The sequence below is a fragment of the Agrobacterium sp. D14 genome, from assembly GCF_001526505.1.
In the GTDB taxonomy this organism is placed as follows: Bacteria; Pseudomonadota; Alphaproteobacteria; order Rhizobiales; family Rhizobiaceae; genus Agrobacterium; species Agrobacterium leguminum.
This window is the reverse complement of record NZ_ASXX01000013.1, coordinates 29,783-53,082: the sequence shown is the minus strand read 5'-3', so window position 1 is coordinate 53,082 and position 23,300 is coordinate 29,783. Positions and strand designations below refer to the sequence as shown.

21 protein-coding genes and 1 pseudogene are annotated in these 23,300 nt (G+C 60.3%); 10 read left to right on the top strand and 12 right to left on the bottom strand.

Annotation, left to right across the window (positions count from 1 at the left end; translation table 11 throughout):
• Positions 1-3: 3 nt before the first annotated feature.
• The 3 genes from L901_RS11165 (at position 4) to L901_RS11155 (ending at position 3,672) form a co-directional block, all read left to right on the top strand.
• Complete coding sequence (locus L901_RS11165; protein WP_059756613.1) at positions 4-1,206, top strand: CaiB/BaiF CoA-transferase family protein; 1,203 nt, start codon at positions 4-6, stop codon at positions 1,204-1,206.
• The gene (locus L901_RS11160) at positions 1,203-2,852 is read left to right on the top strand and encodes a thiamine pyrophosphate-binding protein (RefSeq protein WP_059756610.1); all 1,650 of its coding nucleotides are present in this window, start codon (positions 1,203-1,205) and stop codon (positions 2,850-2,852) included. The genes L901_RS11165 and L901_RS11160 overlap by 4 nt, the downstream gene beginning before the upstream one ends.
• A gap of 67 nt (positions 2,853-2,919) precedes the next feature.
• The gene (locus L901_RS11155) at positions 2,920-3,672 is read left to right on the top strand and encodes a HugZ family protein (protein WP_059756607.1); all 753 of its coding nucleotides are present in this window, start codon (positions 2,920-2,922) and stop codon (positions 3,670-3,672) included.
• A 280-nt stretch (positions 3,673-3,952) separates the two neighbouring features.
• Here the strand turns inward: L901_RS11155 and L901_RS11150 are convergent, their stop codons facing one another.
• From L901_RS11150 to L901_RS11140, 3 genes are all read right to left on the bottom strand, one after another.
• Entirely contained in the window at positions 3,953-4,294 is a 342-nt protein-coding gene (locus L901_RS11150) for a RidA family protein (RefSeq protein WP_003494829.1), read from the bottom strand.
• 48 nt (positions 4,295-4,342) lie between these two features.
• A complete protein-coding gene (locus L901_RS11145) occupies positions 4,343-4,681 on the bottom strand; it encodes a TIGR01244 family sulfur transferase (RefSeq protein ID WP_003494827.1) in 339 nt (112 codons plus the stop codon).
• 117 nt (positions 4,682-4,798) lie between these two features.
• Complete coding sequence (locus tag L901_RS11140; RefSeq protein WP_059756604.1) at positions 4,799-5,632, bottom strand: aldose 1-epimerase family protein; 834 nt, start codon at positions 5,630-5,632, stop codon at positions 4,799-4,801.
• A gap of 155 nt (positions 5,633-5,787) precedes the next feature.
• On the opposite strand from L901_RS11140, the gene L901_RS11135 reads away from it, so the two are divergent.
• On the top strand, positions 5,788-7,176 hold the full coding sequence (locus L901_RS11135; protein ID WP_059756602.1) for a L,D-transpeptidase: 1,389 nt from the start codon (positions 5,788-5,790) through the stop codon (positions 7,174-7,176).
• Between the two features lie 69 nt (positions 7,177-7,245).
• Here the strand turns inward: L901_RS11135 and L901_RS11130 are convergent, their stop codons facing one another.
• The 3 genes from L901_RS11130 to L901_RS11120 are packed head-to-tail and all read right to left on the bottom strand — an operon-like array spanning position 7,246 to position 9,737.
• The gene (locus L901_RS11130; protein ID WP_059756598.1) at positions 7,246-8,451 is read right to left on the bottom strand and encodes an MFS transporter; all 1,206 of its coding nucleotides are present in this window, start codon (positions 8,449-8,451) and stop codon (positions 7,246-7,248) included.
• A gap of 46 nt (positions 8,452-8,497) precedes the next feature.
• Positions 8,498-9,145, bottom strand: coding sequence for a TetR/AcrR family transcriptional regulator (locus L901_RS11125; RefSeq protein WP_059756595.1), 648 nt, complete (start codon positions 9,143-9,145; stop codon positions 8,498-8,500).
• 37 nt (positions 9,146-9,182) lie between these two features.
• Positions 9,183-9,737 carry a Crp/Fnr family transcriptional regulator gene (locus L901_RS11120; protein ID WP_003522802.1) on the bottom strand — a complete coding sequence of 185 codons (555 nt, stop codon included), beginning with the start codon at positions 9,735-9,737 and terminating at the stop codon, positions 9,183-9,185.
• 57 nt (positions 9,738-9,794) lie between these two features.
• On the opposite strand from L901_RS11120, the gene L901_RS11115 reads away from it, so the two are divergent.
• On the top strand, positions 9,795-10,313 hold the full coding sequence (locus L901_RS11115; protein ID WP_059756593.1) for a Spy/CpxP family protein refolding chaperone: 519 nt from the start codon (positions 9,795-9,797) through the stop codon (positions 10,311-10,313).
• Positions 10,314-10,361: 48 nt separating this feature from the next.
• On the opposite strand, the gene L901_RS11110 is transcribed toward L901_RS11115, so the two are convergent.
• From L901_RS11110 to L901_RS11085, 6 genes are all read right to left on the bottom strand, one after another.
• Positions 10,362-11,078, bottom strand: a complete 717-nt coding sequence (locus L901_RS11110) for a ParA family protein (protein WP_059756589.1) — start codon at positions 11,076-11,078, stop codon at positions 10,362-10,364.
• Positions 11,079-11,462: 384 nt separating this feature from the next.
• Positions 11,463-12,608 carry an iron-containing alcohol dehydrogenase gene (locus tag L901_RS11105; protein ID WP_059756585.1) on the bottom strand — a complete coding sequence of 382 codons (1,146 nt, stop codon included), beginning with the start codon at positions 12,606-12,608 and terminating at the stop codon, positions 11,463-11,465.
• The gene (locus L901_RS11100) at positions 12,605-13,993 is read right to left on the bottom strand and encodes an aldehyde dehydrogenase family protein (RefSeq protein ID WP_059756584.1); all 1,389 of its coding nucleotides are present in this window, start codon (positions 13,991-13,993) and stop codon (positions 12,605-12,607) included. Before L901_RS11100 ends, L901_RS11105 begins: the two co-directional genes overlap by 4 nt.
• A gap of 18 nt (positions 13,994-14,011) precedes the next feature.
• Positions 14,012-15,379 carry a glutamine synthetase family protein gene (locus L901_RS11095; protein ID WP_003494807.1) on the bottom strand — a complete coding sequence of 456 codons (1,368 nt, stop codon included), beginning with the start codon at positions 15,377-15,379 and terminating at the stop codon, positions 14,012-14,014.
• 64 nt (positions 15,380-15,443) lie between these two features.
• Positions 15,444-16,958: an amino acid permease gene (locus L901_RS11090; protein WP_059756581.1), complete on the bottom strand. Its 1,515-nt coding sequence runs from the start codon at positions 16,956-16,958 to the stop codon at positions 15,444-15,446.
• Between the two features lie 226 nt (positions 16,959-17,184).
• On the bottom strand, positions 17,185-17,958 hold the full coding sequence (locus L901_RS11085; protein ID WP_059756578.1) for an N-formylglutamate amidohydrolase: 774 nt from the start codon (positions 17,956-17,958) through the stop codon (positions 17,185-17,187).
• A 174-nt stretch (positions 17,959-18,132) separates the two neighbouring features.
• On the opposite strand from L901_RS11085, the gene L901_RS11080 reads away from it, so the two are divergent.
• The 5 genes and pseudogenes from L901_RS11080 (at position 18,133) to L901_RS11060 (ending at position 23,245) form a co-directional block, all read left to right on the top strand.
• Positions 18,133-19,011, top strand: a complete 879-nt coding sequence (locus L901_RS11080; protein WP_003522811.1) for a MurR/RpiR family transcriptional regulator — start codon at positions 18,133-18,135, stop codon at positions 19,009-19,011.
• Positions 19,012-19,302: 291 nt separating this feature from the next.
• Positions 19,303-20,408: pseudogene (locus L901_RS11075) on the top strand (ABC transporter substrate-binding protein).
• Between the two features lie 101 nt (positions 20,409-20,509).
• A complete protein-coding gene (locus L901_RS11070) occupies positions 20,510-21,394 on the top strand; it encodes an ABC transporter permease subunit (protein ID WP_059756575.1) in 885 nt (294 codons plus the stop codon).
• Complete coding sequence (locus tag L901_RS11065) at positions 21,391-22,173, top strand: iron ABC transporter permease (RefSeq protein ID WP_035261247.1); 783 nt, start codon at positions 21,391-21,393, stop codon at positions 22,171-22,173. Before L901_RS11070 ends, L901_RS11065 begins: the two co-directional genes overlap by 4 nt.
• 13 nt (positions 22,174-22,186) lie before the next feature.
• Positions 22,187-23,245 (top strand): ABC transporter ATP-binding protein, encoded by a 1,059-nt coding sequence (locus L901_RS11060; RefSeq protein WP_059756572.1) that lies wholly within the window; start codon positions 22,187-22,189, stop codon positions 23,243-23,245.
• The last annotated feature ends 55 nt before the right edge of the window (positions 23,246-23,300 follow it).

Sequence of the window (23,300 nt, the reverse complement as noted above, 5' to 3'; positions counted from 1 at the left end):
CCGATGACCGACATGCCGAACAGGAAACCGCCGCTATCAGGCATTCGCGTCATCGAGCTGGCGCGTGTTCTGGCCGGTCCCTGGGCAGGGCAGATGCTGGCCGATATGGGTGCCGACGTCATCAAGGTCGAAAACCCCGAGGGCGGCGACGATACCCGCGCATGGGGACCGCCCTTCGTCGAAAGCGATGATGGAGAAAACCTCTCCGCCGCCTATTATCACGCCACCAATCGCGGCAAGCGCTCCATCGTCGCCGATCTGAAGACGCCCGAGGGCTGCGAGCTGGTGCGCCGGCTGGTGCGCACCGCCGATGTCGTCATCGAAAATTTCAAGCGCGGCGGGCTTGCCAAATATGGCCTCGATTACGAGAGCCTGAAAGTGCTCAATCCGAAGCTGATCTATTGCTCCATCACCGGCTTCGGCCAGACCGGGCCTTATGCCGATCTCGCCGGATACGACTACATCGTGCAGGGCATGTCCGGCTTCATGTCGATAACAGGCGAAGCGGATGGCCAGCCGATGAAGGCGGGCGTGGCGGTTGCCGATATTTTCACCGGCATCTATTCCGTGTCAGCCATTCAGGCGGCCCTGATCCACGCCATCCGCACCGGCGAGGGCCAGCATATCGACATGGCGCTTCTCGATGTGCAATCGGCAGTGCTCGCCAACCAGAACATGAATTACCTGATTTCCGGCAAGCCTCCCGTTCGGCTCGGCAACGCCCATCCGAATATTTCCCCCTATGAGGTGGTTCCGACTGCCGACGGTTTCCTGATCCTCGCGGTCGGCAATGACGGCCAGTTCCGCCGCCTCTGCGCCATTCTAGGCATCGGCGCGATTGCCGATGACGAACGTTACGCGACGAACAAGGCCCGCGTGGCCCACAAAGCGGAAGTCCGGCAGATCGTTTCCACCGAAACGCTGAAATGGCAGAAGTGCGATCTTCTGACCGCCTGCGAAAAGAACGCCGTCCCCGCCGGGCCGATCAATTCCATCGAGGAAATGTTCGCCGACCCGCAGGTGAAGGCCCGCGGCCTTCGCGTCGATCTGGAAGCGGAAGACGGCACCGTCATCCCCGGTGTCCGCACACCCATTATCATGTCGCAAACGCCGCTGCGTTATGAACGCCCGAGCCCCAAGCTCGGTGAACATCACGCGCAGGTGCTGGCCGAACTGGAAAACATCGAAAGGACCACGACGCCATGAAGAGAACAGGCGGACAGTTGATCGTCGAAGCGCTGAAGGCCAATGGCGTCTCCCGCGTTTCCTGCGTTCCGGGCGAAAGCTATCTCGCCGTGCTGGATGCGCTTTATGAAAGCGGCATCGAAACCGTGGTCTGCCGCCAGGAAGGCGGCGCCGCCATGATGGCCGACACCTGGGGCCGGCTGACCGGCGAACCCGGCATCTGCATGGTGACCCGCGGACCGGGCGCAACCAACGCCTCGGCGGGCCTGCACATTGCGCGGCAGGATTCCATTCCGATGATCCTCTTCATCGGCCAGGTGCAGCGCGAGGCCCGCGAGCGCGAGGCCTTTCAGGAAGTGGAATATCGCCGCGCCTTCACCGAATTCGCCAAATGGGTGGGAGAGATCGACGATGCCCGCCGCATTCCCGAATTCGTCACCCGCGCCTTCGCCGTCGCCACCTCCGGCCGCCCCGGCCCGGTGGTGTTGACGCTGCCCGAAGACATGCTGGTGGAAGAGGTCGAAGCACCCAAGGCAAAGCCCTATACCCCTGTCGAGGCGCATCCCGGTCCGTCACAGATGGCCGCCTTCGCAAAAATGCTTGATGAGGCTAAGCGCCCGGTCTTCATCATCGGCGGCACGCGCTGGTCCGAGGAAAGCGTCGCGGGCTTCAAGGCTTTTGCGGAAAACAACAAGCTGCCCGTCGGCTGTTCCTTCCGCCGCCAGATGCTGTTCGATCATCTGAGCCCCTCCTATGCGGGCGATGTCGGCATCGGCATCAATCCGGCGCTGGCCAAGGAGATCAAGGAGGCCGATCTCGTGGTGCTGCTCGGCGGCCGCCTCTCCGAAATGCCGTCTTCCGGCTACACGCTGCTCGACATCCCCTACCCGTCGCAGAAACTCGTCCATATCTATCCGGAAGCCGAAGAGCTTGGCCGCGTCTATCGGCCGGATCTGGCGATATGCGCCGCACCGGATGACTTCGTTGCCGCCCTCTCCTCGCTTACGCTTTCCGCAAATGTATGGGCGGATCGGACCGCCGCCATGCATGCGGCCTATCTCACCTGGTCCACCCCGCCGAAGACCGGCCCCGGCGCTGTGCAGATGGGTCCGATCATGGACTGGATCGAGGCCAACGTGCCCGAGGATGCGATCTTCACCAATGGCGCGGGCAACTATGCCACCTGGGTCCATCGCTTCCACCGTTTCCGTCGCTTCAACACGCAATCGGCCCCGACATCAGGCTCGATGGGTTACGGGCTGCCGGCGGCGGTTGCCGCGAAGCATCTGTTCCCGGAACGCGAGGTGATCTGCTTTGCCGGGGACGGCTGTTTCATGATGCACGGACAGGAATTCATCACCGCCGTACGTTACGGCCTGCCGATCATCACGGTACTGGTCAATAACGGCACCTACGGCACGATCCGCATGCATCAGGAGCGGGAATATCCCGGCCGTGTCAGCGGCACCGATCTTGTCAATCCGGATTTCAACGCCTTTGCCAAAGCCTATGGCGGCCACGGCGAAACGGTGGAAAGAACGCAAGACTTCGCCGCCGCCTTCGAACGGGCACGGGCCAGCGGCAAGCCGGCCATCATCGAGGTGAAGCTGGATGCCGAAGCCATCACGCCGACGCGTACCCTGACGCAGATCAGGACCGGAAGCTGATATTACGCATGGACACGGCTCCGGCATGGTGTAAATCCTGACTGAAACACACAGCTTAGGAAACGACATGCCGGATGCAGCCCCTCCCGTCATCACCCCGCGCGGCGCGAAAATCGAACCCTCGGCCGGCGCGCCTTTCGAGGCCGTGCGCGTGGCCCGCGATGTGCTGCACACTTCCCGCACGGCAGCGCTTGCTACCCTCGATCCCGTCAGCGGCTATCCCTATACGACCGCCACCAATATCGGCATCGAACCGGATGGCACGCCGTTCTTCTTCGCGGCGGGGCTGACGCTGCATGCCCGCAACATGGAGGCGGACGCGCGCATCTCGCTGACGCTCGCCCCCTTCGGCAAGGGCGATGCGCTGACGCTGCCGCGCCTGACACTGGTGGGCAAGGCGGAACAAATCGGCCCGGATGAAGTGCCGCTCGCCATCGCGCGCTACATTGCCCGCTACCCCAAAGCGAAGCTTTATCTCTCCCTTCCCGACACGCGGCTTTATCGGCTGCGGACGGAAGGTGTGCAGATCAATGGCGGCCCGGCCCGCAATGCCAGCAACATCACCCCGGCCGATCTGCGCACCGATCTGTCAGGCGCAGAAGAACTGATGGCGGCGGCGGAAAGCGAAGCCATCCGCCTCAACGCCATCAAGGGCGAAGCGTCCCGGCTTGCCGTTCTGGCCGGCGCAAAGACTGGCCGCTGGACGATCACCTCCATCGACCCTGATGGTACCGATCTCGCCTCAGCCAGCGATCTGGCCCGGCTGTGGTTTGCGGAGCGAGTGACGACGTTGAAGCAGTTTGAGAAGGCGCTTGCTTAGCCGGTGAGGTGACGGGCGCAAGCGATTCAAAAAACATGAAAATTGCTCCTACTTGGCATTTTGTGGCCATGTCGCCACGCCGCGCCGTCACCCCGGACTAGATCCGGGGTCCAGCGCGATCAAGTCCTTGATCGCGAAAGACTCTCTTCACGGCGCAGACGCGCCGTGGCTGGATGCCGGGTCAAGCCCGGCATGACGGGGAGGGTTTTGGCCCCATCCATCAAAAAAGGCCGGGCCGCTTTCCGCGACCCGGCCTTTTCTTAGAAACTCAGACGTATGCTCAGAGAGCAGCGGTCACGATGAACTCAACCTTGTAATCCGGCGTTGCCAATGGTGCACCGCTGGTGGCGCGGGCCGGCGGGTTTGCCGGGTCGATCCAGCCTTCCCAGACGGCATTCATTTCGCCGAAGGTGGACATGTCGGAGAGATAGATGATCGTCTGCAGGATCTTCGACTTGTCCGAACCGGCAGCGGCCAGCAGGCGGTCGACTTCAGCGAGAGCAGACTTGCTCTGTTCCGTAACGCTCGTGCCTTCGCCAACCTGGCCGGCCAGATAAACGGTGTTGCCGTGAACGACGGCGCCGCTCATGCGCTTGCCCGGCTCGATACGCTTGATGGTCATGGAAAACTCCTGTTGATTGGCATTTAAAATAGAATGATGCGCGGAAAATCAGCCGCGCAGGTGATGGGTCTTTTCGTAGATTGCCGTCGAGCGCGCGCCGGAACGGCAATAGCCGAGCATCGGGCGCTGCAATTCGTCCAGTGCATCCACCATACCGGTAACGGCATCGGCATCGACACCGTAACGGCCAACCGGCACATGCATGATGGTGAGGCCAAGCTGTTCGGCACGCTCGGCAATATCGGCGAAAAGCGGCTGGCCGTCTTCTTCGCCGTCAGGGCGGTGGCAGACGATCGACTTGAAGCCGAGCGCCTTGATCTCGTCGAGATCGGCGACGCTGATCTGTCCCGTTACCGAATATTCGTCGTCTATGCGCCTGATATCCATGTCATGCCTCCGCTGAAACCGGCGTCCGCGCCGCTGGCTGTCACCCTTGAAATCCGCATCCGATGTAAGCGGTCAAACCCCGTGCGTCAATGATGGCGCACTGTCATTCGCTACAGTTCAGAGGATGGAAAAGCGCAGGCCGAAGGAACGGCTTTCGCCCGGCTGGAGAATATTGAACTCACCGGCCGCTTCAAGCTCGCTCCGCCCGACCCAGCGATGCGAAACCGGCTCGATGCCGAGCACATTGGCCGGCGCCTGCTGGTTGCGCCACATCTGCAGATAGGGCAGCGTTTCCGTACGAAAACGCACGGTCAGCGTCTTCCCGCCAATGGCCGCAATCGGTCCGAGCGCGAGCGACGCCCACTCGTCATCACCGGCGGGAACGCAGAAAACATTGCCCGGCTCTTCGCCGAAACGCCAGCCGTGGCCGCCGCCTTCCAACATCGCGCCTTCAAGCCGCACGGCATCGTCGAAGAGGCGCGCGCCGACATTCATATGATACATCAGAAACACCGGGACCGGCCGCGCCGAGGTGTTGACGATCTTATCATCAAGGCTGACTTCGCCGCTTTCCCCGTCGATACGCCATGTCCGCTCCAGAAGGGCTGTGCCGCCATCGGCAAGCTTCACGGGAACCTCGACGCGCGCCAATGCATTGGACTCATGAACATCGAACGCGATGACCGTCGCGGGATGGGAGGAAAAGGATCCATGCAGCGGATATCGACGCCCCTCACCGTCGCCATCGATCGGTTCGGGATGGCGAATATGGTCAGGGCCGCAGGTGAACAGAAAACCTTCCAACGAGTGGTCGATGCGTGCATCGCCATCGTCGGGAATGGCGCGGCCGGGCGCGATGTCGACACCATCGACGACACAGGAGCCGATATCGAAAACGGAGGTTTCATCGAGGAAAATGCGTGGCGATCTGCCAGCCTGAAACGAACGCAAGATAACCTCCCTGTGACCCTAAAAACGCATGCTTCACGGAAACGCTACTAACCGTGACGGAAATTAAGATTGCATTAACCGCGAATTCACCTTTTTCACAATAGGGTCAAGATTGCGGTGTGTTTATCGGTGAACAAGCAAGGGATAGCAGAATCGTGAAACAGTTTCTTAACGCAGCTCTGGGTCTGACAGTCGCGCTGGCGGCAGCTATCGCCCCGCTACAGGCTGGCGCGCAGCAGCGTTATGGCGATCAGCAGACGATGCTGGTGACCCCGGACGGTCGCGTGCTCGACTTCGTGCCGGAGCGCGGCGATATCGTCATCAGCCGCGATTCCATGGGACGCACGGTGTTTTACGACCAGTACGGCAATCTCCTCGCCACCGAAATGCCCTCCGGCTACCAGCAGCGGCAGCAGGCACGCCAGCGCGACACCACCTATTATCCGCCCGCCCCCGGCGGCCAGTATCGTGAACCGCAACGCGACTACGGCTATCAGGACAATGGCAGCGTGCGCGATTACCGCGAATATCGCGGCGACGGTTCCGACGAGAATTTCTATACCGGCTCCGTTCCCGCACCCGGTGCGGTGGAAAGCGGCCCGCTCGGCCAGCCGATGCCGGGCGAAAGCACCACGGCCGCCGTTCCGCAGCCAGACCACCTGATCGAGCGCCATACGCCGGTAACAACGCCGGTCAATCGCTCGCGCCAGGAAATCGTTGCGCTCCAGACATTCCTCGACCGTGAAGGCATTTCGCCCGGCGTTATCGACGGCAAGATGGGCGACAACGTCAACAAGGCGATTGCCGCCTGGCAGGACATGACCGGCGAGAAGCTCGACCCCAACAATTCCGATGACATTCTGGAGCGTCTGCGCGCTTCCGGCGGTATGCCTATTGTCGACTACACCATCACCGCCGCCGACGCCGCCGGCCCCTATGTCGCCTCCATCCCGGACGACTATGCCGAAAAATCGCAGCTGCCTGCCCTCTCCTTCACCTCGACTTCGGAAGCGCTCGCCGAACGCTTCCACATGGATGAGAACTATCTGAAGGAACTGAACCCCGGCATCGATTTTTCCGTTCCCGGCACCATCATCAAGGTCGTCAATCCGGGCGAGACGAAAAAGGGACAGGTTGCCCGCATCGTCGCGCATAAGGGCATCAAGCAGGTCTTCGCTTACGGTCAGGACGGCAATCTGATCGCCGCCTATCCCGCCACTATCGGCTCCACGGACACGCCCTCGCCGAGCGGCACGCACACGGTAGAGCGTATCGCGCTCAATCCCGGCTACACCTATAATCCGAAGATCAACTTCAAGCAGGGCCAGAACGACAAGATCCTGCAGATTCCGCCGGGTCCGAACGGCCCGGTCGGTACGGTCTGGATTGCCCTGTCGAAGCCGACCTACGGCATTCACGGCACGCCGGAACCCTCGAAGATCGGCAAGACCAACAGCCACGGCTGTATCCGCCTGACCAACTGGGATGCGACCGAACTGGCGAAAATGGTCCGCCCCGGCGTGGTGGTCGAATTCGCGGAATAGGATCGACCGAAAGAAAAAGAAAAAGCCCGGCGGTTTGGTCCGCCGGGCTTTTCATCATTTAGAGGCGTTTCAGTCGCGTTTCTCCGTGAGGAAATAAAACAGGGCTGCCACTGGCAAGGCGAAGCCGATCCACGAGGCGGCTTGCCATTCGCCGACGGCATAGGCCCAGCCGCCGACGGCGGAACCGATTGCGCCTCCCATGAAGAATGTCGCCATATAGATACCGTTCAGGCGGCTGCGGAATTCCGCTCCAAGCGTGAAGATGGCACGCTGGCCAAGCACCAGATTGGTGGTGACGCCGAAATCAAGAACGATGGCTGCCACGACCAGAATGGCGAGCGCCAGATGCGAGCCTTCGGGCGCAAAATGCGTGACGGCGAAAGAGAGCGCCACCGCCACCAGGGCAAAGAAGGTGGCCGCACGCGTCCAGCCGCGATCAGCCATCCGCCCGGCAATCGGCGCAGCCACGGTGCCCGCCGCACCGGCCAGTGCGAAAAGCGCGATCTCACCCTGGCTCAGATTGAAATGCGGTCCGCTCAGATAAAGCGGCGTCGTGGTCCAGAACAGGCTGAAGGCCGCAAACAGGAAGGCGTGATAGATCGCCCGCCGCCGCAGGATCGGCGTGTGCAGCGCCAGCCGGCCCATCGAGGCCATCAATGCGCCGTAGCTCAGCCGCGCATCGGGCATACGGGCGGGCAGAAGCCGGAAAAGCACCACGGCAAGAAGTGCCATGACGGCCGCCGAGGTCAGAAACACACCGCGCCAGGAGACCACTTCCGACAAAAGGCTGGAAACCGGCCGCGCCAGCATGATGCCGGCCATCAGCCCGCTCATGACATTGCCGACCACCCGCCCGCGAATGGCGTGCGGCGCCATGTGGGCGGCATAGGGAACGATGACCTGCACCGCCACGGAACTGACGCCGACCAGAAAGGCCGCAATAAGAAACGGGGCCGCATGCGGCGCGAATGCCGCCGCCACAAGGGAAAGCACCGCCATCGCGACAGCGCTGACCACCAGCTTGCGGTTTTCAATGAGATCGCCGAGCGGCACGACAAACAGCAGACCGATACCGTAACCGATCTGGGTCAGGGTCACGATCAGCCCAGTCGCGCCCGCAGAAAGACCGAGTTCCGCCCCGATGATGCCGGCCAGCGGCTGGCCATAATAAAGATTGGCGGCAATCAGTCCGCAGGCTGTCGCCAAGAGGAACGTCAAGGCCGGGGAAATGGATGTTGCCTCGACATCATCCCCTTCAATTACACGCGTCGTCATCATTTTCTCCAATATGGAAACAAACGTTTCCTAAATAGTCACAAAATCACTCGGCAAGCTTCATGGCGATATCCACCACGGCCACCATGTCTTTAAGGCTGCGCCCCGTCTTTCCCACCACGCGCATGCCGTACATCATGCACAGCATCGCCCGGGCGAGATCGTCAGGATCGGCCTTCGAACGCACGGAACCATCCTTCTGCCCTTCGGCAACGAGGCGGGCGACAATTCGCTCCCTCGCCTTCACCGCCCGCTCGACCACGATTGCAATATCGTCATCCAGAGCCGCCAGATCGGCAGCAGCCCCAACCACCAGACATCCATCGGAACCGACACCGCCATGCGACCGTTCCGCATAGAACATCAGGCCTGCCCTAACGCGCTCATAACCGGTATCGAAACCAGCCACCGCCGCCTCGAAACGCTCGGTCTGCACGATCCTGTAGCGTTCCATCGTGGCGATGAAGATGGCTTTCTTGTCCTTGAAGGCCTTATAAAGACTGCCCTGCGCCAGTTCCATCGCATCGGTGAGATCACCGACGGAGGTGGCGTGATAACCGCGTCGCGAAAAAACGCGGATCGCCCCATCGAGCGCACGGTCGACGTCAAACTCGCGCGGCCTGCCGCGATGGCGCTGTTCCGGTGAATGGGTCTGGTTGATATTGCTCATGGCCGGAATATAGGAAACGATCATTTCCAAATCAAGCGAATAATTTTATCCTCTGTGCGAACTAGCGCGATGAAGCCGGGCGCCTGGCTATTTCCCGATACAACGCCTCGGGAGAAACGCCTATTTCAGCAGCGAGGCTCTTCCATTGCCCCTTGGGCGGAAGCAGACCTTCATTGACAGTGATCCAGGCATCGAGCCGCGCGCCAACCGAGCGCAGCGCCAATATTTCCGCCCGCGTCCTGACCTTTTTTAGCTCGCCGGAGATATGATTTATCCATTCGAGTGCGAATGCGGGTTCGCGTTCCAGCAATTGCCGCAGCGTGCCGATAGGTACGAACAAGGCACGTCCGGCCGTCATGGCAATGGCGTCGCAGTGATATTTCTCCGAAAACACCGAGGCTTCGGCAAGAACCGTCATCGGCCCCGCCCGTTGCAACACGGCACTATGCCCATCCTCCTGAAACCGCATCAGATGGACATAACCCTCGACCACCAGCGCCAGCACGTGAATGGAATCGCCTTGATGAAAAAGGTATTCGCCTTTTTCAAAGGATCTGGACACGGACGCCTTCGGGCGAAGCTGGTCAAAAATCGAACTCGACATGATTTCTATCATGTCCGGCAAACGGGTCGGCTGACAAGCTCAGGGGATCGCAACAATCCGAGTAGCCCCATGAAAACCACGGTTCTTGTCTTCCTCACCGCTCTTCTCCCCCTCTCAGCCGCCGGGGAAGAGCAGCATCTCCACCAATCGCCCTATGCGGGCCAGCAGAGCCGAACCATCAAGAGCCTGTCGGCTGAAGATATTGCCGAACTGGAACAGGGAGGCGGATGGGGCTTTGCGAAAGCCGCCGATCTCAACGGTATGCCGGGTCCTTCACATGTCAGCAAGATGGCGACCGAACTGGCGCTGACGACCGAGCAGGCCGCCGCCGTCCAACAGCTGTTTCAAACCATGCGGAAAGATGCCGCGACAGAAGGCAGGAAAATGATCGCCGGCGAAGCGGCACTGGATGCAGGCTTCCGTAATGGCTCAATCGATGCGGATCAATTGCGAGCGCAACTCGACCGTATTGAAGAAAGCCGCGCCAGACTGAGATACATCCACCTTGCCGCTCATCTCGAAACGGTAAAGCTGCTGACCAAGGAGCAGGTCGCACGTTACAACAGGCTGCGCGGCTATGCGCCTTAACGAGCGCGCGGACGGAGCCGGTTCCTGCTCTGGCAGCAGCTCCGGCTCTCAGGCAGCCTTGCGGGTGAAAAGACGCGCGGGTTGCGTTCCGAGCCGCAAAAGACGTTTCGGCAATAGGCCGACGACTTCGGTGGCGAAGGCTTTCGCGTTCTCCACCGCCTTGTCGATATTGCTGACCTTGTCCTTGTCGAGACAGAGAAGCGTGCCGCCATAGTCGAAAATATCGCGATAGGCCGCTCTCTCGACAATCGGCGTATTGAGCACCGAGACGTTCTTTTCCGCCAGCAGCATTTTGACCAGCAGCAGCGAGCGCGTCGCCACCATGGCGTTGACCCGTGTCAGTACGATCGAATGGGCGATAGCCTTGCCCATCTTGCGGTTCAAGAATTCGATGTGGTCCAGAACCTCGGCAGCGCCGCGCGCATCCATGGCTGAGCCCTGCACCGGGATCAGCACATGATCGGAAATGCCGAGCGCCATGGTCAGAAGCGGGCTTTTCGCGCCGGGCAGGTCGATGATGAAACAGTCGGTATTGGTTTTATTCTCGCGAATATGGCCTTCAAGCGAAGCCATCGTCACATGCGAAATCACCGAGAGATTTTCGATCTCGCCGGACAAGTCGTACCAGCGGGAAATCCACAATTGCGGATCGGCATCCAGAACCGTCACGCGGTGGCCGCTGCGGGCGAGCTCGGTTGCCAGAAGCAGCACGGCAGTGGTTTTTCCGGCGCCACCCTTGGTGTTGGCAAAAGTAATGACAGGCATGATATCCCCGATTGATCAGAGCCATTTCATGCTCATTCACGCACCGAGCCGATCATGGTGCTTTCCATAACCTTAACGAACATGGTTAAGAAAAGACTAAGATCTTTTTAGGTACAACAAAAAGCCCGCGACTGGATCATCGCAGGCTTCATGAATTACAGGTCGTATCTTAGCGCTGTCCCCATGAAGGGCACGACATTGCGGCACGGTTTCTTCTCCCCGCCGGGGGAGAAGGTGGCCCGAAGGGTCGGATGAGGGGGCCAGCTCTCGATCTATCGCTGGCCTTGCCCCCTCATCCCGCTGCCGCGACCTTCTCCCCCTCGGGGAGAAGGCGAAAACCGCACCCGCTCGGTCTCTTATAAACCTAGCGAATGGCAAAGCTCATCAGAAGCAGTCCTCGAACAACTTCTTCGTATTCTCCAGCGTCATCGGCACCGGATTACCACCGCAGCTCGGATCCTTGATCGCCTCCGCCGCCAGTTCGTCGATACGATCAGGCTTGATGCCCATGGCGGTCAGGTTTTCCGGCACGCCGAGTTCCCTGCGAAGCTCCAGCACATAATCGTAGAAACCGTCGAAGCCGCCGGAAATGCCGAGATAGGCGGCCGCGCGGGCAATCTTGTCTTCGATGGCGGGGCGGTTGAAGCGCAGCACCGCCGGCATGACGACGGCATTGGTCATACCGTGATGGGTGTTGTAGACCGCGCCAATCGGGTGCGAGAGCGAGTGAATGGCGCCGAGACCCTTCTGGAAGGCCACCGCCCCCATCGCCGCCGCCGCCATCATATTGGTGCGCGCCTCGATATCCGTGCCATCCTTATAGGCGCGGGGCAGGAATTCCTTGACGAGCCGCAGGCCCTCCAGCGCCACGCCGGCGCTCATCGGATGATAGAAGGGCGACGAATAGGCCTCGAGGCAATGGGCGAAGGCATCCATGCCCGTGCCCGCCGTGATGACCTTCGGCATGCCGACCGTCAGTTCCGGATCGCAGATGACGACACCGGGCAAAAGCTTCGGATGGAAGATGATCTTCTTCACATGGGTTTGCGAATTGGTGATGACGCTGGCGCGGCCGACTTCGGAGCCGGTACCGGCCGTCGTCGGCACGGCGACGACGGGCGCGATCTTCGAAGCATCCGCCCGTGTCCACCAGTCACCGATATCCTCGAAATCCCAGACCGGGCGTGTCTGCCCGGCCATGAAGGCGATGGTCTTGCCGAGATCGAGGCCAGAACCGCCGCCGAAAGCGACGACACCGTCATGGCCGCCATCGCGATAGGCTTTCACGCCGGCTTCCATGTTGATTTCATTGGGGTTCGGATCGACCTCGGCGAAGATCGCCCGGCCGAGACCCGCCTCTTCCAGCACATCGAGCGCATGCGCGGTGATCGCCATATTGGCAAGGCCGCGATCCGTCACGAGCAGCGGTTTCCTGATGCCGAGCGTCTTGCAGGCTTCCGCCAGTTCCTTGATCCGGCCACGGCCAAGCTTGACGGCGGTGGGATAGCTCCAGTTGGCGACGATATTCATTTCGTGACTTTCTTCAGATGGTAGGATTTCGGGCGGGTCAGGTTCTGGAAACCGAGGACGGAGAGCGAGCCGCCACGGCCGGTTTCCTTCACGCCGGTCCAGCAAAGGGCGGGATCGAGATAATCCGCGCGGTTCATGAACACGGTGCCGGTTTCGATTTCGCGGCCGATGCGCCCGGCGCGGGCGGCATCCTGCGTCCACAGCGAGGCGGTCAGCCCGTATTTGCTGTCATTCATCAGCGCGATGGCTTCGTCGTCATTCTTCACTTTCATGATGCCGACGGCCGGGCCGAAGGTTTCTTCGGTCATGAACTCCATCGAATGATCGACATTGACGAGCACTTGCGGCGCGACATAAGCGCTCTCACCGTCATCGGCGGGGAAAAGCTTCGGATCGACCAGCGCCTTGGCGCCCTTGGCGACAGCATCGGCAACCTGCGCGCGCACCACCTTGGCGAAACGCTTGTTGGCCATCGGCCCAAGCGTGGTTTCCTCAACCAGCGGATTGCCGAGCTTGTAGTTGGACACCCACGCCACGGACTTCTCGACAAACGCGTCATACAGGTTTTCATTGACGTAGATGCGCTCGATACCGCAGCAGCATTGCCCGGAATTATAGGTGGCGCCATCCATCAGCGTATCGACAGCGGCGTCGAGATCGGCGTCCTCCATCACGTAGCCGGGGTCCTTGCCGCCGAGTTCAAGCCCGAGACCGGTGAAGGTGCCGGCCGCGGCGCGCTCGATGGCGCGACCGCCTTCCACCGAACCGGTGAAATTGACGAAGTTGAACAGGCCCTCGGAAATCAGCGCCGAGGTCGTGCCGTGGTCGAGGAAAACATTGATGAAAACGTCTTCAGGCACACCGGCCTCGACGAAAGCCCGCACCATGCGCTCGCCCACCAGCAGCGTCTGCGCCGCATGTTTGATGACGACCGTGTTGCCGGCCATCAAGGCGGGTGCGACGGTGTTGATCGCCGTCATGTAAGGATAGTTCCAGGGAGCAATGACGAAGACCACACCATGCGCCTCGCGCTCGATGCGGCGTTCGAAATTGCCGCTTTCCTCGATGACGAGCGGCGCCAGCGCATCGGCGGCGATGGAAGCGACATAGTTGGAGCGCTCGTTGAAACCCTTGAACTCGCCGCCATAACGCACCGGCCGGCCCATCATATGCGCCAGTTCCGGCACCACCTCCGCCACCATTTCGTTGAGGCGGGCGACGCCCTTCAGAACCAGCTGAACGCGGTCCTCAAGCGGACGCCGCGCCCAGTCCTTTTGCGCCTTGCGCGCTTTCGAAACGGCGGCCCGCGCCGCCTCCAGCGACATCGCCTCCCGCTCGGCGTAAACCGAGCCGTCGATGGGCGAGATATTCTGGATCATGGTCATGATGTTTTCCCGTAATGATTAGGCTCGTTCGAAACCGCGCGCCACTTCCCAGTCGGTCACGCGGCGGTCGTATTCTTCCTGTTCCCACCGTCCGGCATGGACGTAATGATCGATCACATCGTCGCCAAAGGCGTTGCGCAGCATTTTCGATCCGTCCAGAAAGGCAGTGGCGTCACGCAATGTCTTGGGTATCTCGCGCACGTCCTTGCCACCATAGGCATCGCCGACAAAAGCGGGCTCAAGTTCGAGTTTATTTTCGATGCCGTCAATGCCTGCCGCAAGCAAAGCCGCCATGGCGAGATAGGGATTGAGATCGGAGCCGCCGACGCGGCATTCGATGCGGATACCCTTGGTACCTTCGCCGCAGAGGCGATATCCTGCCGTGCGGTTGTCTAGGCTCCAGATCGCCTTGGTGGGCGCAAAGGTGCCGGCCATGAACCGCTTGTAGGAATTGATATAGGGCGCGAGGAAATAGGTGATCTCGCTGGCATGGGCGAGAAGCCCGGCAACATAATGCCGCATCAGTTCCGACATGCCGTGCTTGGCGTCCTTGTCGAGGAAAGCAGGCGTCTTGCCGTCGGCGCTCCACAGCGACTGGTGAATATGCGAGGAACTGCCGGCGGCGTTGTAATTCCACTTGGCGAGAAAGGTCACCGCCTTGCCCTTGGACCACGCAATCTCCTTGGTCGCGTTTTTGATGATGGCGTGCCGGTCGGCCATGGTCAGCGCATCGGCATAACGCACATTGATTTCCGCCTGACCTGCGGACGCTTCGCCCTTGGAATTCTCGACCGGAATGCCGGCGCCCTGCAGGCCCTTGCGCAGCGCCCGCATGACATCCTCTTCCTTGGTCGTCTGGAAGATATGGTAATCCTCATTGTAGCCACTGGCGAGGTTCAACCCCTTGTAACCGTTGGCGCGCGCCGCATCGAAAGTCTGGTCGAACAGGAAGAATTCCAGTTCGGTCGCCATATAGGCCTTCAGCCCCATGGCCTCCAGCCGCGCCACCTGCTTTTTCAAGAGCGCCCGCGGCGAATGCGGCACTTCTTCATGGGTGTGATGATCGAGCACATCGCACAGCACCAGCGCCGTGCCTTCCAGCCACGGCACGCGCCGCAGCGTCGAAAGATCGGGTTTCAGCACATAGTCGCCATAACCCTTTTCCCAACTGGAGGATTTGTAACCGGGAACGGTTTCCATCTCCATGTCGGTGGCAAGCACGTAATTGCAGCTATGGGTTTCCTCAAAGGCGCTTTCAACGAAGAATTCCGCCTGGAACCGTTTGCCCATCAGACGCCCCTGCATGTCGACAAGGCAGGCCAGAACCGTGTCGATGCGCCCCTCGGCGACATCCATTTTAAGCGCGTCGAATGTGTAGCTCGTCATTTTGTCCGTTCCCTTTATTGTCGTGACCGGGCGGCCGGAATGCGGCCGCCCGTTTGTTTGAACATCAGGCCTTTGCAGCCGCTGCGGCAACCGCAGCCTGCTTGTGCTCCAGCGCGAATTCCTCTTCCGGCGAGAGGATGAGGCGGTGGCGCCCGACAAAGGCGAAGTAGGCAATCGCCACGGCAAACCAGACCGCCACCCAGAGCACGCCCTTGGTGAAGTTCGGATCCTGGATCTGGTAAAGCAATGTCACGATGGCGATGATGACCGTCAGCACCGCGCCCGGAATGCCGAAGGGCGAGCGGAACGGCCGCTCGATATGCGGCAGGTTCTTTCGGAGCAGGATGAAGGAAATCGCCTGCATGATGTAGGAGAACATCGCACCGAAGACGGCCATGTTCAAAAGCACGCTGCCGATGATGCTGCCGCCCTGTTCCGCACCCAGCGCGAACCAGATGACGAGCATGACCGCGAGACCGACAATCGCGCCGGTGATGTTGGCAACGTATGGCGTGCGGTACTTGGAATGGGTGATCGACAGCACGGTCGGGAAGTAACCCGCACGCGACAGCGAATAGATCTGCCGGCCCTGTGCATAGAGGATCGTATGGAAGCTGGCGATCAGGCCGGTCAAGGCAACGAGACCCAGCACCACCACGCCGCCATCGCCATAGATCGCCTTGAAACCATCGAGCAGCGGCTCAAGCGAGGAGCTGAGATGGAAGGCGCCGACGCCCGGCAGGGATGGGTTGAGCAATACGATCATGAAGGCCGAAACCATCAGCGTTATCATGCCGAGGATGATGCCCTTCGGCATGTCGCGCTTGGGATCGACCGATTCTTCCGCCGCCAGCGGCAGTTGCTCGATGGCAAGGAACAGCCAGACCGCGAAAGGCAGCGTCGCGAGAACGCCCGAGAACCCGAAGGGGAAGAAGGAACCGCCGCCCTCCGGCAGCTCCACCGCCTTGCCGTCAGGTCCGACACCGATATTGAGCGCGAAACGCGAAAAATCGATGTTCGGGATGGCGCTGATCCAGAAAAACACCAGAACGGCAAGCGAAATTAGCGTGATAACCAGCGTCACCTTGAAGGAAAGCTCAAGCCCGAAGACATTGAGCGCAAGGAATATCGCGTAGAACGCTATCCACACGAAGGGTGAATAAGCGGGATCGAGGCCGAGAATGGAGTTCACATAGGCCGTGATGAAGGTGACGACGACCGCCGGCGTCAGCACATATTCGACATTCTCGCAAAGCCCGGTGATGAAGCCGCCCCATGGGCCCATGGCCGTGCGGGCAAAGGAATAGGCCGCACCGGTATGCGGCAAGGCCGGGCTCATTTCCGCAATCGAAAATGTCAGCCCGAGATACATGATGGCGATGATGATGCCCGCCACCAGCATGCCGCCCCAGCCGCCGGTGGAGAAGCCGAAATTCCATCCGGAAAAATGCCCGGAAATGACCGCGCCGACGCCGAGCGACCAGAGCGACCACACGCCCGCATAACGGGATAGTCCGCGTTTTTCGAAATAGGATGCATCAGCCTTCTTGTAGCTGACGCCTGACGATGAACTGTCCATGCCCTTCTCTCCTGAATAAGAAAAAAACAAGCCAGTCAGCCGTTATTGGCCGATTGTGCCCCAGTTTCCGGCTTCACCCGGGAATTTCCCGCGATTGGCCGCACGCACTTGCTGTTCCCTTGCCGCTTTGTGTTTTTCCGGCTGCATGGCCGGTTTTTATAAAATGGCGGCAGTCTCATCTGGCAGCCGACCCCGGTGTTTTCACCATCGGCCGGCCATAGCTCCCTCACTCATCGATCGATGAGAGCGCCTTCCCCATAAGCTCGTAAAGAAAACCGGCGATTGCCGCCTGCTCTCCTTCATTGGTGATGAGATCGTTGCGGATCTCGATCATGACGTTCAAAAGCCCGTCCGGCAGCGCATGCAGCCGCAGCGTATGCGTCACGCCGTCTTCCGGGCCATAGGGATCGTTGCGATTGACCGTGAGCGTGGACCCTTCGGCGCCCGCCAGCATCGCATCCGCGAGGCGGCTGTCGGTATCGTGCAGGATGCCGATCTCAACTTTTCGGAACCGGCCGTGATAGACCGGGGTGAAACTGTGGATGGTTACCACCACCACGTTGCGGCCATCCGCCTGCCGCGCGGCGATGATCTCGCTCACCCGGTCATGAAACGGCACATAAAGTGCTGAGGTGCGGGCGAACCGCTCCGCTTCGCTTAGATCGAAATTGCCGGGAATATCGTAAATCTCGCTTTTCACCGGCATGGCGGAAGGCGATTCGGGCGGCCGGTTGCAATCATAGACGAGACGTGAAAACCGCTGATAGACGAGCGTGGCGTCAAACTTTTCCGAAAGCAGCCGGGCGACGGCCAGAGCGCCCGGATCCCAGGCCGCATGGCTCGAAAGCACCTCCGGCGAAAGACCCAATGTACCGAATTTCTGCGGAATGGTGGCGGAGGCATGTTCGCAGACGAGAAGGACGTCGCCCTTCGCCGCAGCATTCTCGATGCCGACGGCCTGCCCTTCCGCTTCTGTGAAAAACCGTGACCGCAGCGTCATGCACGAACCCCACCCGGAACCCCCGCGTTCCGTCAACGCCGAAAAGAATTCTTCACATTATTGCGAGTGTCAAATGGAATTTTGAAATTTTCTCTTCATTTTCCCATTGACTCGATAGCTGGCACAGATGTTTATTTTAGCCATGCACCGGCAGAAGACCGGAAGGGGAAAAATTTGCGCAGCACGACGGCGACCGTGTCGGATGTCATTCATGCCCATTACGACGCACTGACCCGTTCGGAAAAACGGCTGGCGGAGAGCCTGCTCGGCAACTACCCCGTCTCCGGCCTCGGCAGCATCACCACCATTGCGGAAAATGCCGGCGTTTCGACGCCGACGGTGGCGCGCATGGTGCAGAAGCTCGGCTACAAGGGCTATCCGGAATTTCAGGCGCATCTGCACCAGGAGTTGGAAGCGACGATCTCCGGCCCCATCGCCAAACATGACCGCTGGGCAACCAATGCCCCCGGCCTGCACATTCTCAACCGCTTCGCCGATGCCATCACCGGCAATCTGCGCGATACGCTGAGCGATCTCGACACCGCCGTCTTCGACAATGCCGCAGCGCTGCTTTCCGACCGCAAGCGCAGCATCTATTTCGTCGGCGGGCGCATCACCGGCGCGATTGCCGAATATTTCTTCACACATATGCAGGTGATCCGGCCGAAGACGACGCTGATGTCGTCGAATTCCAGCGCCTGGCCGCAATATATGCTGAACATGAGCGCCGGCGACATACTGGTTATCTTCGATATCCGCCGTTACGAGCACGACATGACGACGCTGGCCGAAGTCGCCAAGGCAAACGGCGTGCAGATCATTCTCTTCACTGATCAATGGACATCGCCGGTGGCGCGCCACGCGCTGCACACTTTCCGTGTCAGGATCGAAGCACCCTCGGCATGGGATTCTTCGGTCGTCACGCTGTTCGTGGTCGAAGCGCTGATCGAAGCGGTGCAGAACGGCACCTGGGATGAAACCAGGGAACGCATGAATGCACTGGAAGGCCTGTTCGAACAGACGCGGCTGTTCCGCAGGCCGGACAGAACATGAAACTACATAGCCGGGCAACTTGCTTGACGCGGATGCCGCACGCTGATTGGATACCTGTCATCGCTACCAGCACGATAAAACAGGATAAGAAACCAAGCTGGGGAACATATCTGGCCACCACGGATCATGAGGGGAATCTCCCGCAATTGCAGGCAAAAAGCCGGGTGATGGCGGAAAACGGGCGTAAAGTGACGGAATCCGGATAAATAAATTGCAATCCAGCCGTCACATTAGCTTCATCGAGAATCCGTATCAGCGTCCGCAATATGAGAACACGAAGAGGAGAAAAAAGTGATCTCTCACTGCCGCCGACTGCTCGCTACGACCACTGCACTGGTCATCGCCTCCACCGCAATTGCCGCCGCTGAACCGAGCGCCGAGCTGATCGCCGCCGCGAAGAAGGAAGGCATGCTGACCACCGTCGCGCTGCCGCACGACTGGTGCGGTTACGGCGACGTGATTGCCGCCTTCAAGGCGAAATATCCGGAAATCACCGTCAACGAACTGAACCCCGACGCCGGCTCCGCCGACGAAGTCGAAGCGGTGAAGGCCAACAAGGACAATAAGGGCCCGCAGGCGCCTGACGTCGTCGACGTCGGCCTCGCCTTCGGCCCGCAGATGAAGGCCGAAGGCCTGCTGCAGCCCTACAAGGTCTCCACCTGGGACGAAATTCCCGACAACGTCAAGGATCCGGAAGGTTACTGGTACGGCGACTATTACGGCGTGATGTCCTTCTTCGTGAACAAGGACCTCGTCAACAACGCACCGAAGGACTGGGCCGACCTGCTGAAGCCGGAATATTCCGGTCAGGTGGCGCTCGCGGGCGATCCGCGCGCTTCCAACCAGGCCATCCTCGGCGTTCTCGCCGCCGGCCTTTCCACCGGTGCGAAATCCGGCAAGGAAGCCGGTGAAGCTGGCCTGAAATATTTCGCCGATCTCAACAAGGCTGGCAACTTCCTGCCGGTCATCGGCAAGGCCGGAACGCTGGCGCAGGGCGCGACCCCGATCATCGTCGCCTGGGACTATAACGCCCTTTCCTGGAAGAAGACGCTGAACGACAACCCGCCGACAGAAGTTGTCGTTCCTGAAAAGGGCGTTCTGGCCGGCGTCTACGTTCAGGGCATTTCCGCTTACGCGCCGCATCCGAACGCTGCCAAGCTGTGGATGGAACACCTCTACTCCGACGACGGTCAGCTCGGCTGGCTGAAGGGCTATTGCCACCCGATCCGCTTCAACGCCATGGTCAAGGCTGGCAAGGTTCCGCAGGAACTGATCGACAGCCTGCCGCCGGCAGCAGCCTATGAAAAGGCGACTTCCCGACACTCGAGGAAGTCGACGCCAACAAGGCTGCTGTCACCGGCGGCTGGGACAGCGTTGTCGGCGCAAACGTGAAGTAAACTGTTGAAAACGCACCCCGGCCGATCAAAAGCCGGGGTGCTTCTTTTATGATGTAGACCTTTATATACAGACCGTTTGAAAACGGCGTTTGGGGACAAGGATGCCATCAACCAACACCGGCGGACCATCCGACGCGGGCAGGAAACTGCCGCTGCACTGGATTGGCGTCGTACCTTTTGCCGTTTTTGTTTTACTGTTTCTGATTATGCCGACGATGAAGATCGTCATCGGCGCATTCCAGCATGCCGATGGCAGCTTTACGCTGGAAAATATCGCCGGGCTTTTCACCTCCTCCATCCTTGCGGCCTACTGGATTTCGATCAAGATCAGCCTCGCCTCGGCGGCGCTGGGCTGCCTGATCGGCTTTGCCGTCGCCGCCGCCGTGGTGCTGGGCGGATTGCCGCAGCGCATTCGCGGACCGCTTCTGACCTTTTCCGGCGTCGCTTCGCAATTTGCCGGCGTGCCGCTCGCCTTCGCCTTCATCGCCACGCTTGGCCCGGTCGGCCTTCTCACCGTCTTCCTGAAGACGCAGATCGGCATCGATCTGAGGCTGCTCGGCTTCAACATCCTGTCCTTCTGGGGTCTCACCGTCACCTATCTGTTCTTCCAGATACCGCTGATGATCCTCATCATCACGCCTGCGCTGGACGGGCTGAAGCGCGAATGGCGCGAAGCGGCGGAAATCCTTGGCGCCACCGGCCTGCAATATTGGCGCATGGTGGCCTTCCCCATCCTGCTGCCGTCGCTGCTCGGCACCATGTCGCTGCTGTTTGCCAATGCCTTCGGCGCGGTGGCCACCGCAATCGCGCTCACCGGCTCCTCGCTCAATATCGTGCCGATCCTGCTTTTCGCGCAGATCCGTGGTGACGTTCTCGGCAATCCGCATCTCGGTTACGCCCTTGCCTTCGGCATGATCGTCGTCACCGGCCTTGCCAATGCACTTTACATCTGGCTGCGCGCCCGCAGCGAAAGGTGGCTGAAATGAAGCGTTTCTTCGCCTGGGGCGCGCTGATCTTCGGCCTGCTCTATTTCGCCCTGCCGCTGATCGGCATGACCAACTTCTCGCTGAAAATGCGGCGCGGCGAATATTCCTTCGACGCCTATGGCAAGGTGCTCACCGACCCGCGTTTTCAGGAAACCTTCAGCTATTCGGTGGTGATGGCGCTGTTCACCATCGTCTTCGGGGTTCTGCTGGTGGTGCCCACCGCCTATTGGGTGCGCCTGAAACTGCCAAGCCTGCGCCCCTATATCGAATTCATCACGCTTTTGCCGCTGGTCATCCCGGCCATCGTCATCGTCTTCGGTTATATCCGGCTTTACAACACCTCGAGCTGGCTGCCGCTGACCGGCACGAGCTTCGGCACCAACCTGCTTTTGATGTTCGGTTATGCCACGCTGGCCTTGCCCTATATGTACCGCGCCGTCGATACCGGCCTCCGAACCATCGATGTGGCAACACTGACAGAAGCGGCGCAGAGCCTCGGCGCGGGCTGGACGACCATCCTCTCGCGCATCATCCTGCCGAATGTTCTGGTCGCCGTGCTGTCTGGTGCGTTTTTGACCTTCGCCATCGTCATCGGTGAATTCACCATGGCGGCCCTTTTGAACCGCCCGGCCTTCGGCCCCTACATGCAGCTGCTCGGCGCCAACCGCGCCTATGAACCGGCCGCACTTGCCGTGATTTCCTTCGGCATCACCTGGGGTTGCCTGGGTCTGATCCAACTCGTTTCACGCTACCAGAAGGGCGCGCCTCCCAAGGCCTGAGGACAATATTTTCATGAGCTTTTTGACACTTAGCAACATCAAGAAATCCTTCGGCTCCGTGCAGGTCGTGCATGATTTCAACATGGCCATCGAAAAAGGCGAGTTCGTCTCCTTTTTGGGGCCATCGGGCTGCGGCAAGACCACCGTGCTGCGCATGATCGCCGGCTTTGAAATCCCCACCGGCGGATCCATCGTCATCAATGGCAAAGACCAGACGGCGCTGAGACCGAACCAGCGCAATATCGGCATGGTGTTCCAGGCCTATGCGCTGTTCCCCAACATGAATGTCTATGAAAACGTCGCCTTCGGGCTCAAAGTCGCCGGCAAGCCGAAAGCCGAGATCGACGCCCGCGTGAAGGAAATGCTCCAGCTCATCCATCTGGAGCATCTGGCGGACCGTTACCCCTACCAGATGTCGGGCGGCCAGCAGCAGCGCGTGGCGCTTGCCCGCGCGCTCGCACCGAAGCCGGAAGTGCTTCTGCTGGACGAGCCGCTCTCCGCGCTTGATGCCAAGATCCGTGTGTCGCTGCGCGAGGAAATCCGCCAGATCCAGCAGAAACTCGGCATCACCACCATTTTCGTCACCCACGATCAGGAAGAGGCCCTGTCGATTTCCGACCGCATCGTTGTCATGAATGGCGGCCGCGCCGACCAGATCGGCTCCCCCTTCGATATCTACAACAAGCCCGCGACCCGCTTCGTCGCCTCTTTCGTCGGCACGCTGAACCTGATCGACGCCACCGTGGTCGATTCCTCATCCAACACCATCCGTGTCGGAGAGCAGCAGATCACCCTGCACAAGCCGGTCGATGCGGCGAACGGCGAAAAAATCACCCTTGCCCTGCGACCGGAAGCAGGCTCGCTCGGCGGCGATGCGAAAGGCGATGTCGCCATTTCCGGCCTCGTCACCTCCAGCCAGTTCCTCGGCTCCGTCATCCGCACCCGCCTCGATCTCGGCGGCTCGACCCTGTCTTTCGACATGTTCAACGATCCCGGCACAGCACCGCCCGCCGTCGGTGAGCAGGTGACGCTGAAATTCGCAGCCGGCGACCTGATGGTCATCAAGGACTGAAGCGCTTTTCCAGACGCAAAACCGCTTCGCCCATTTGCGGGACATGGTAGAGCAG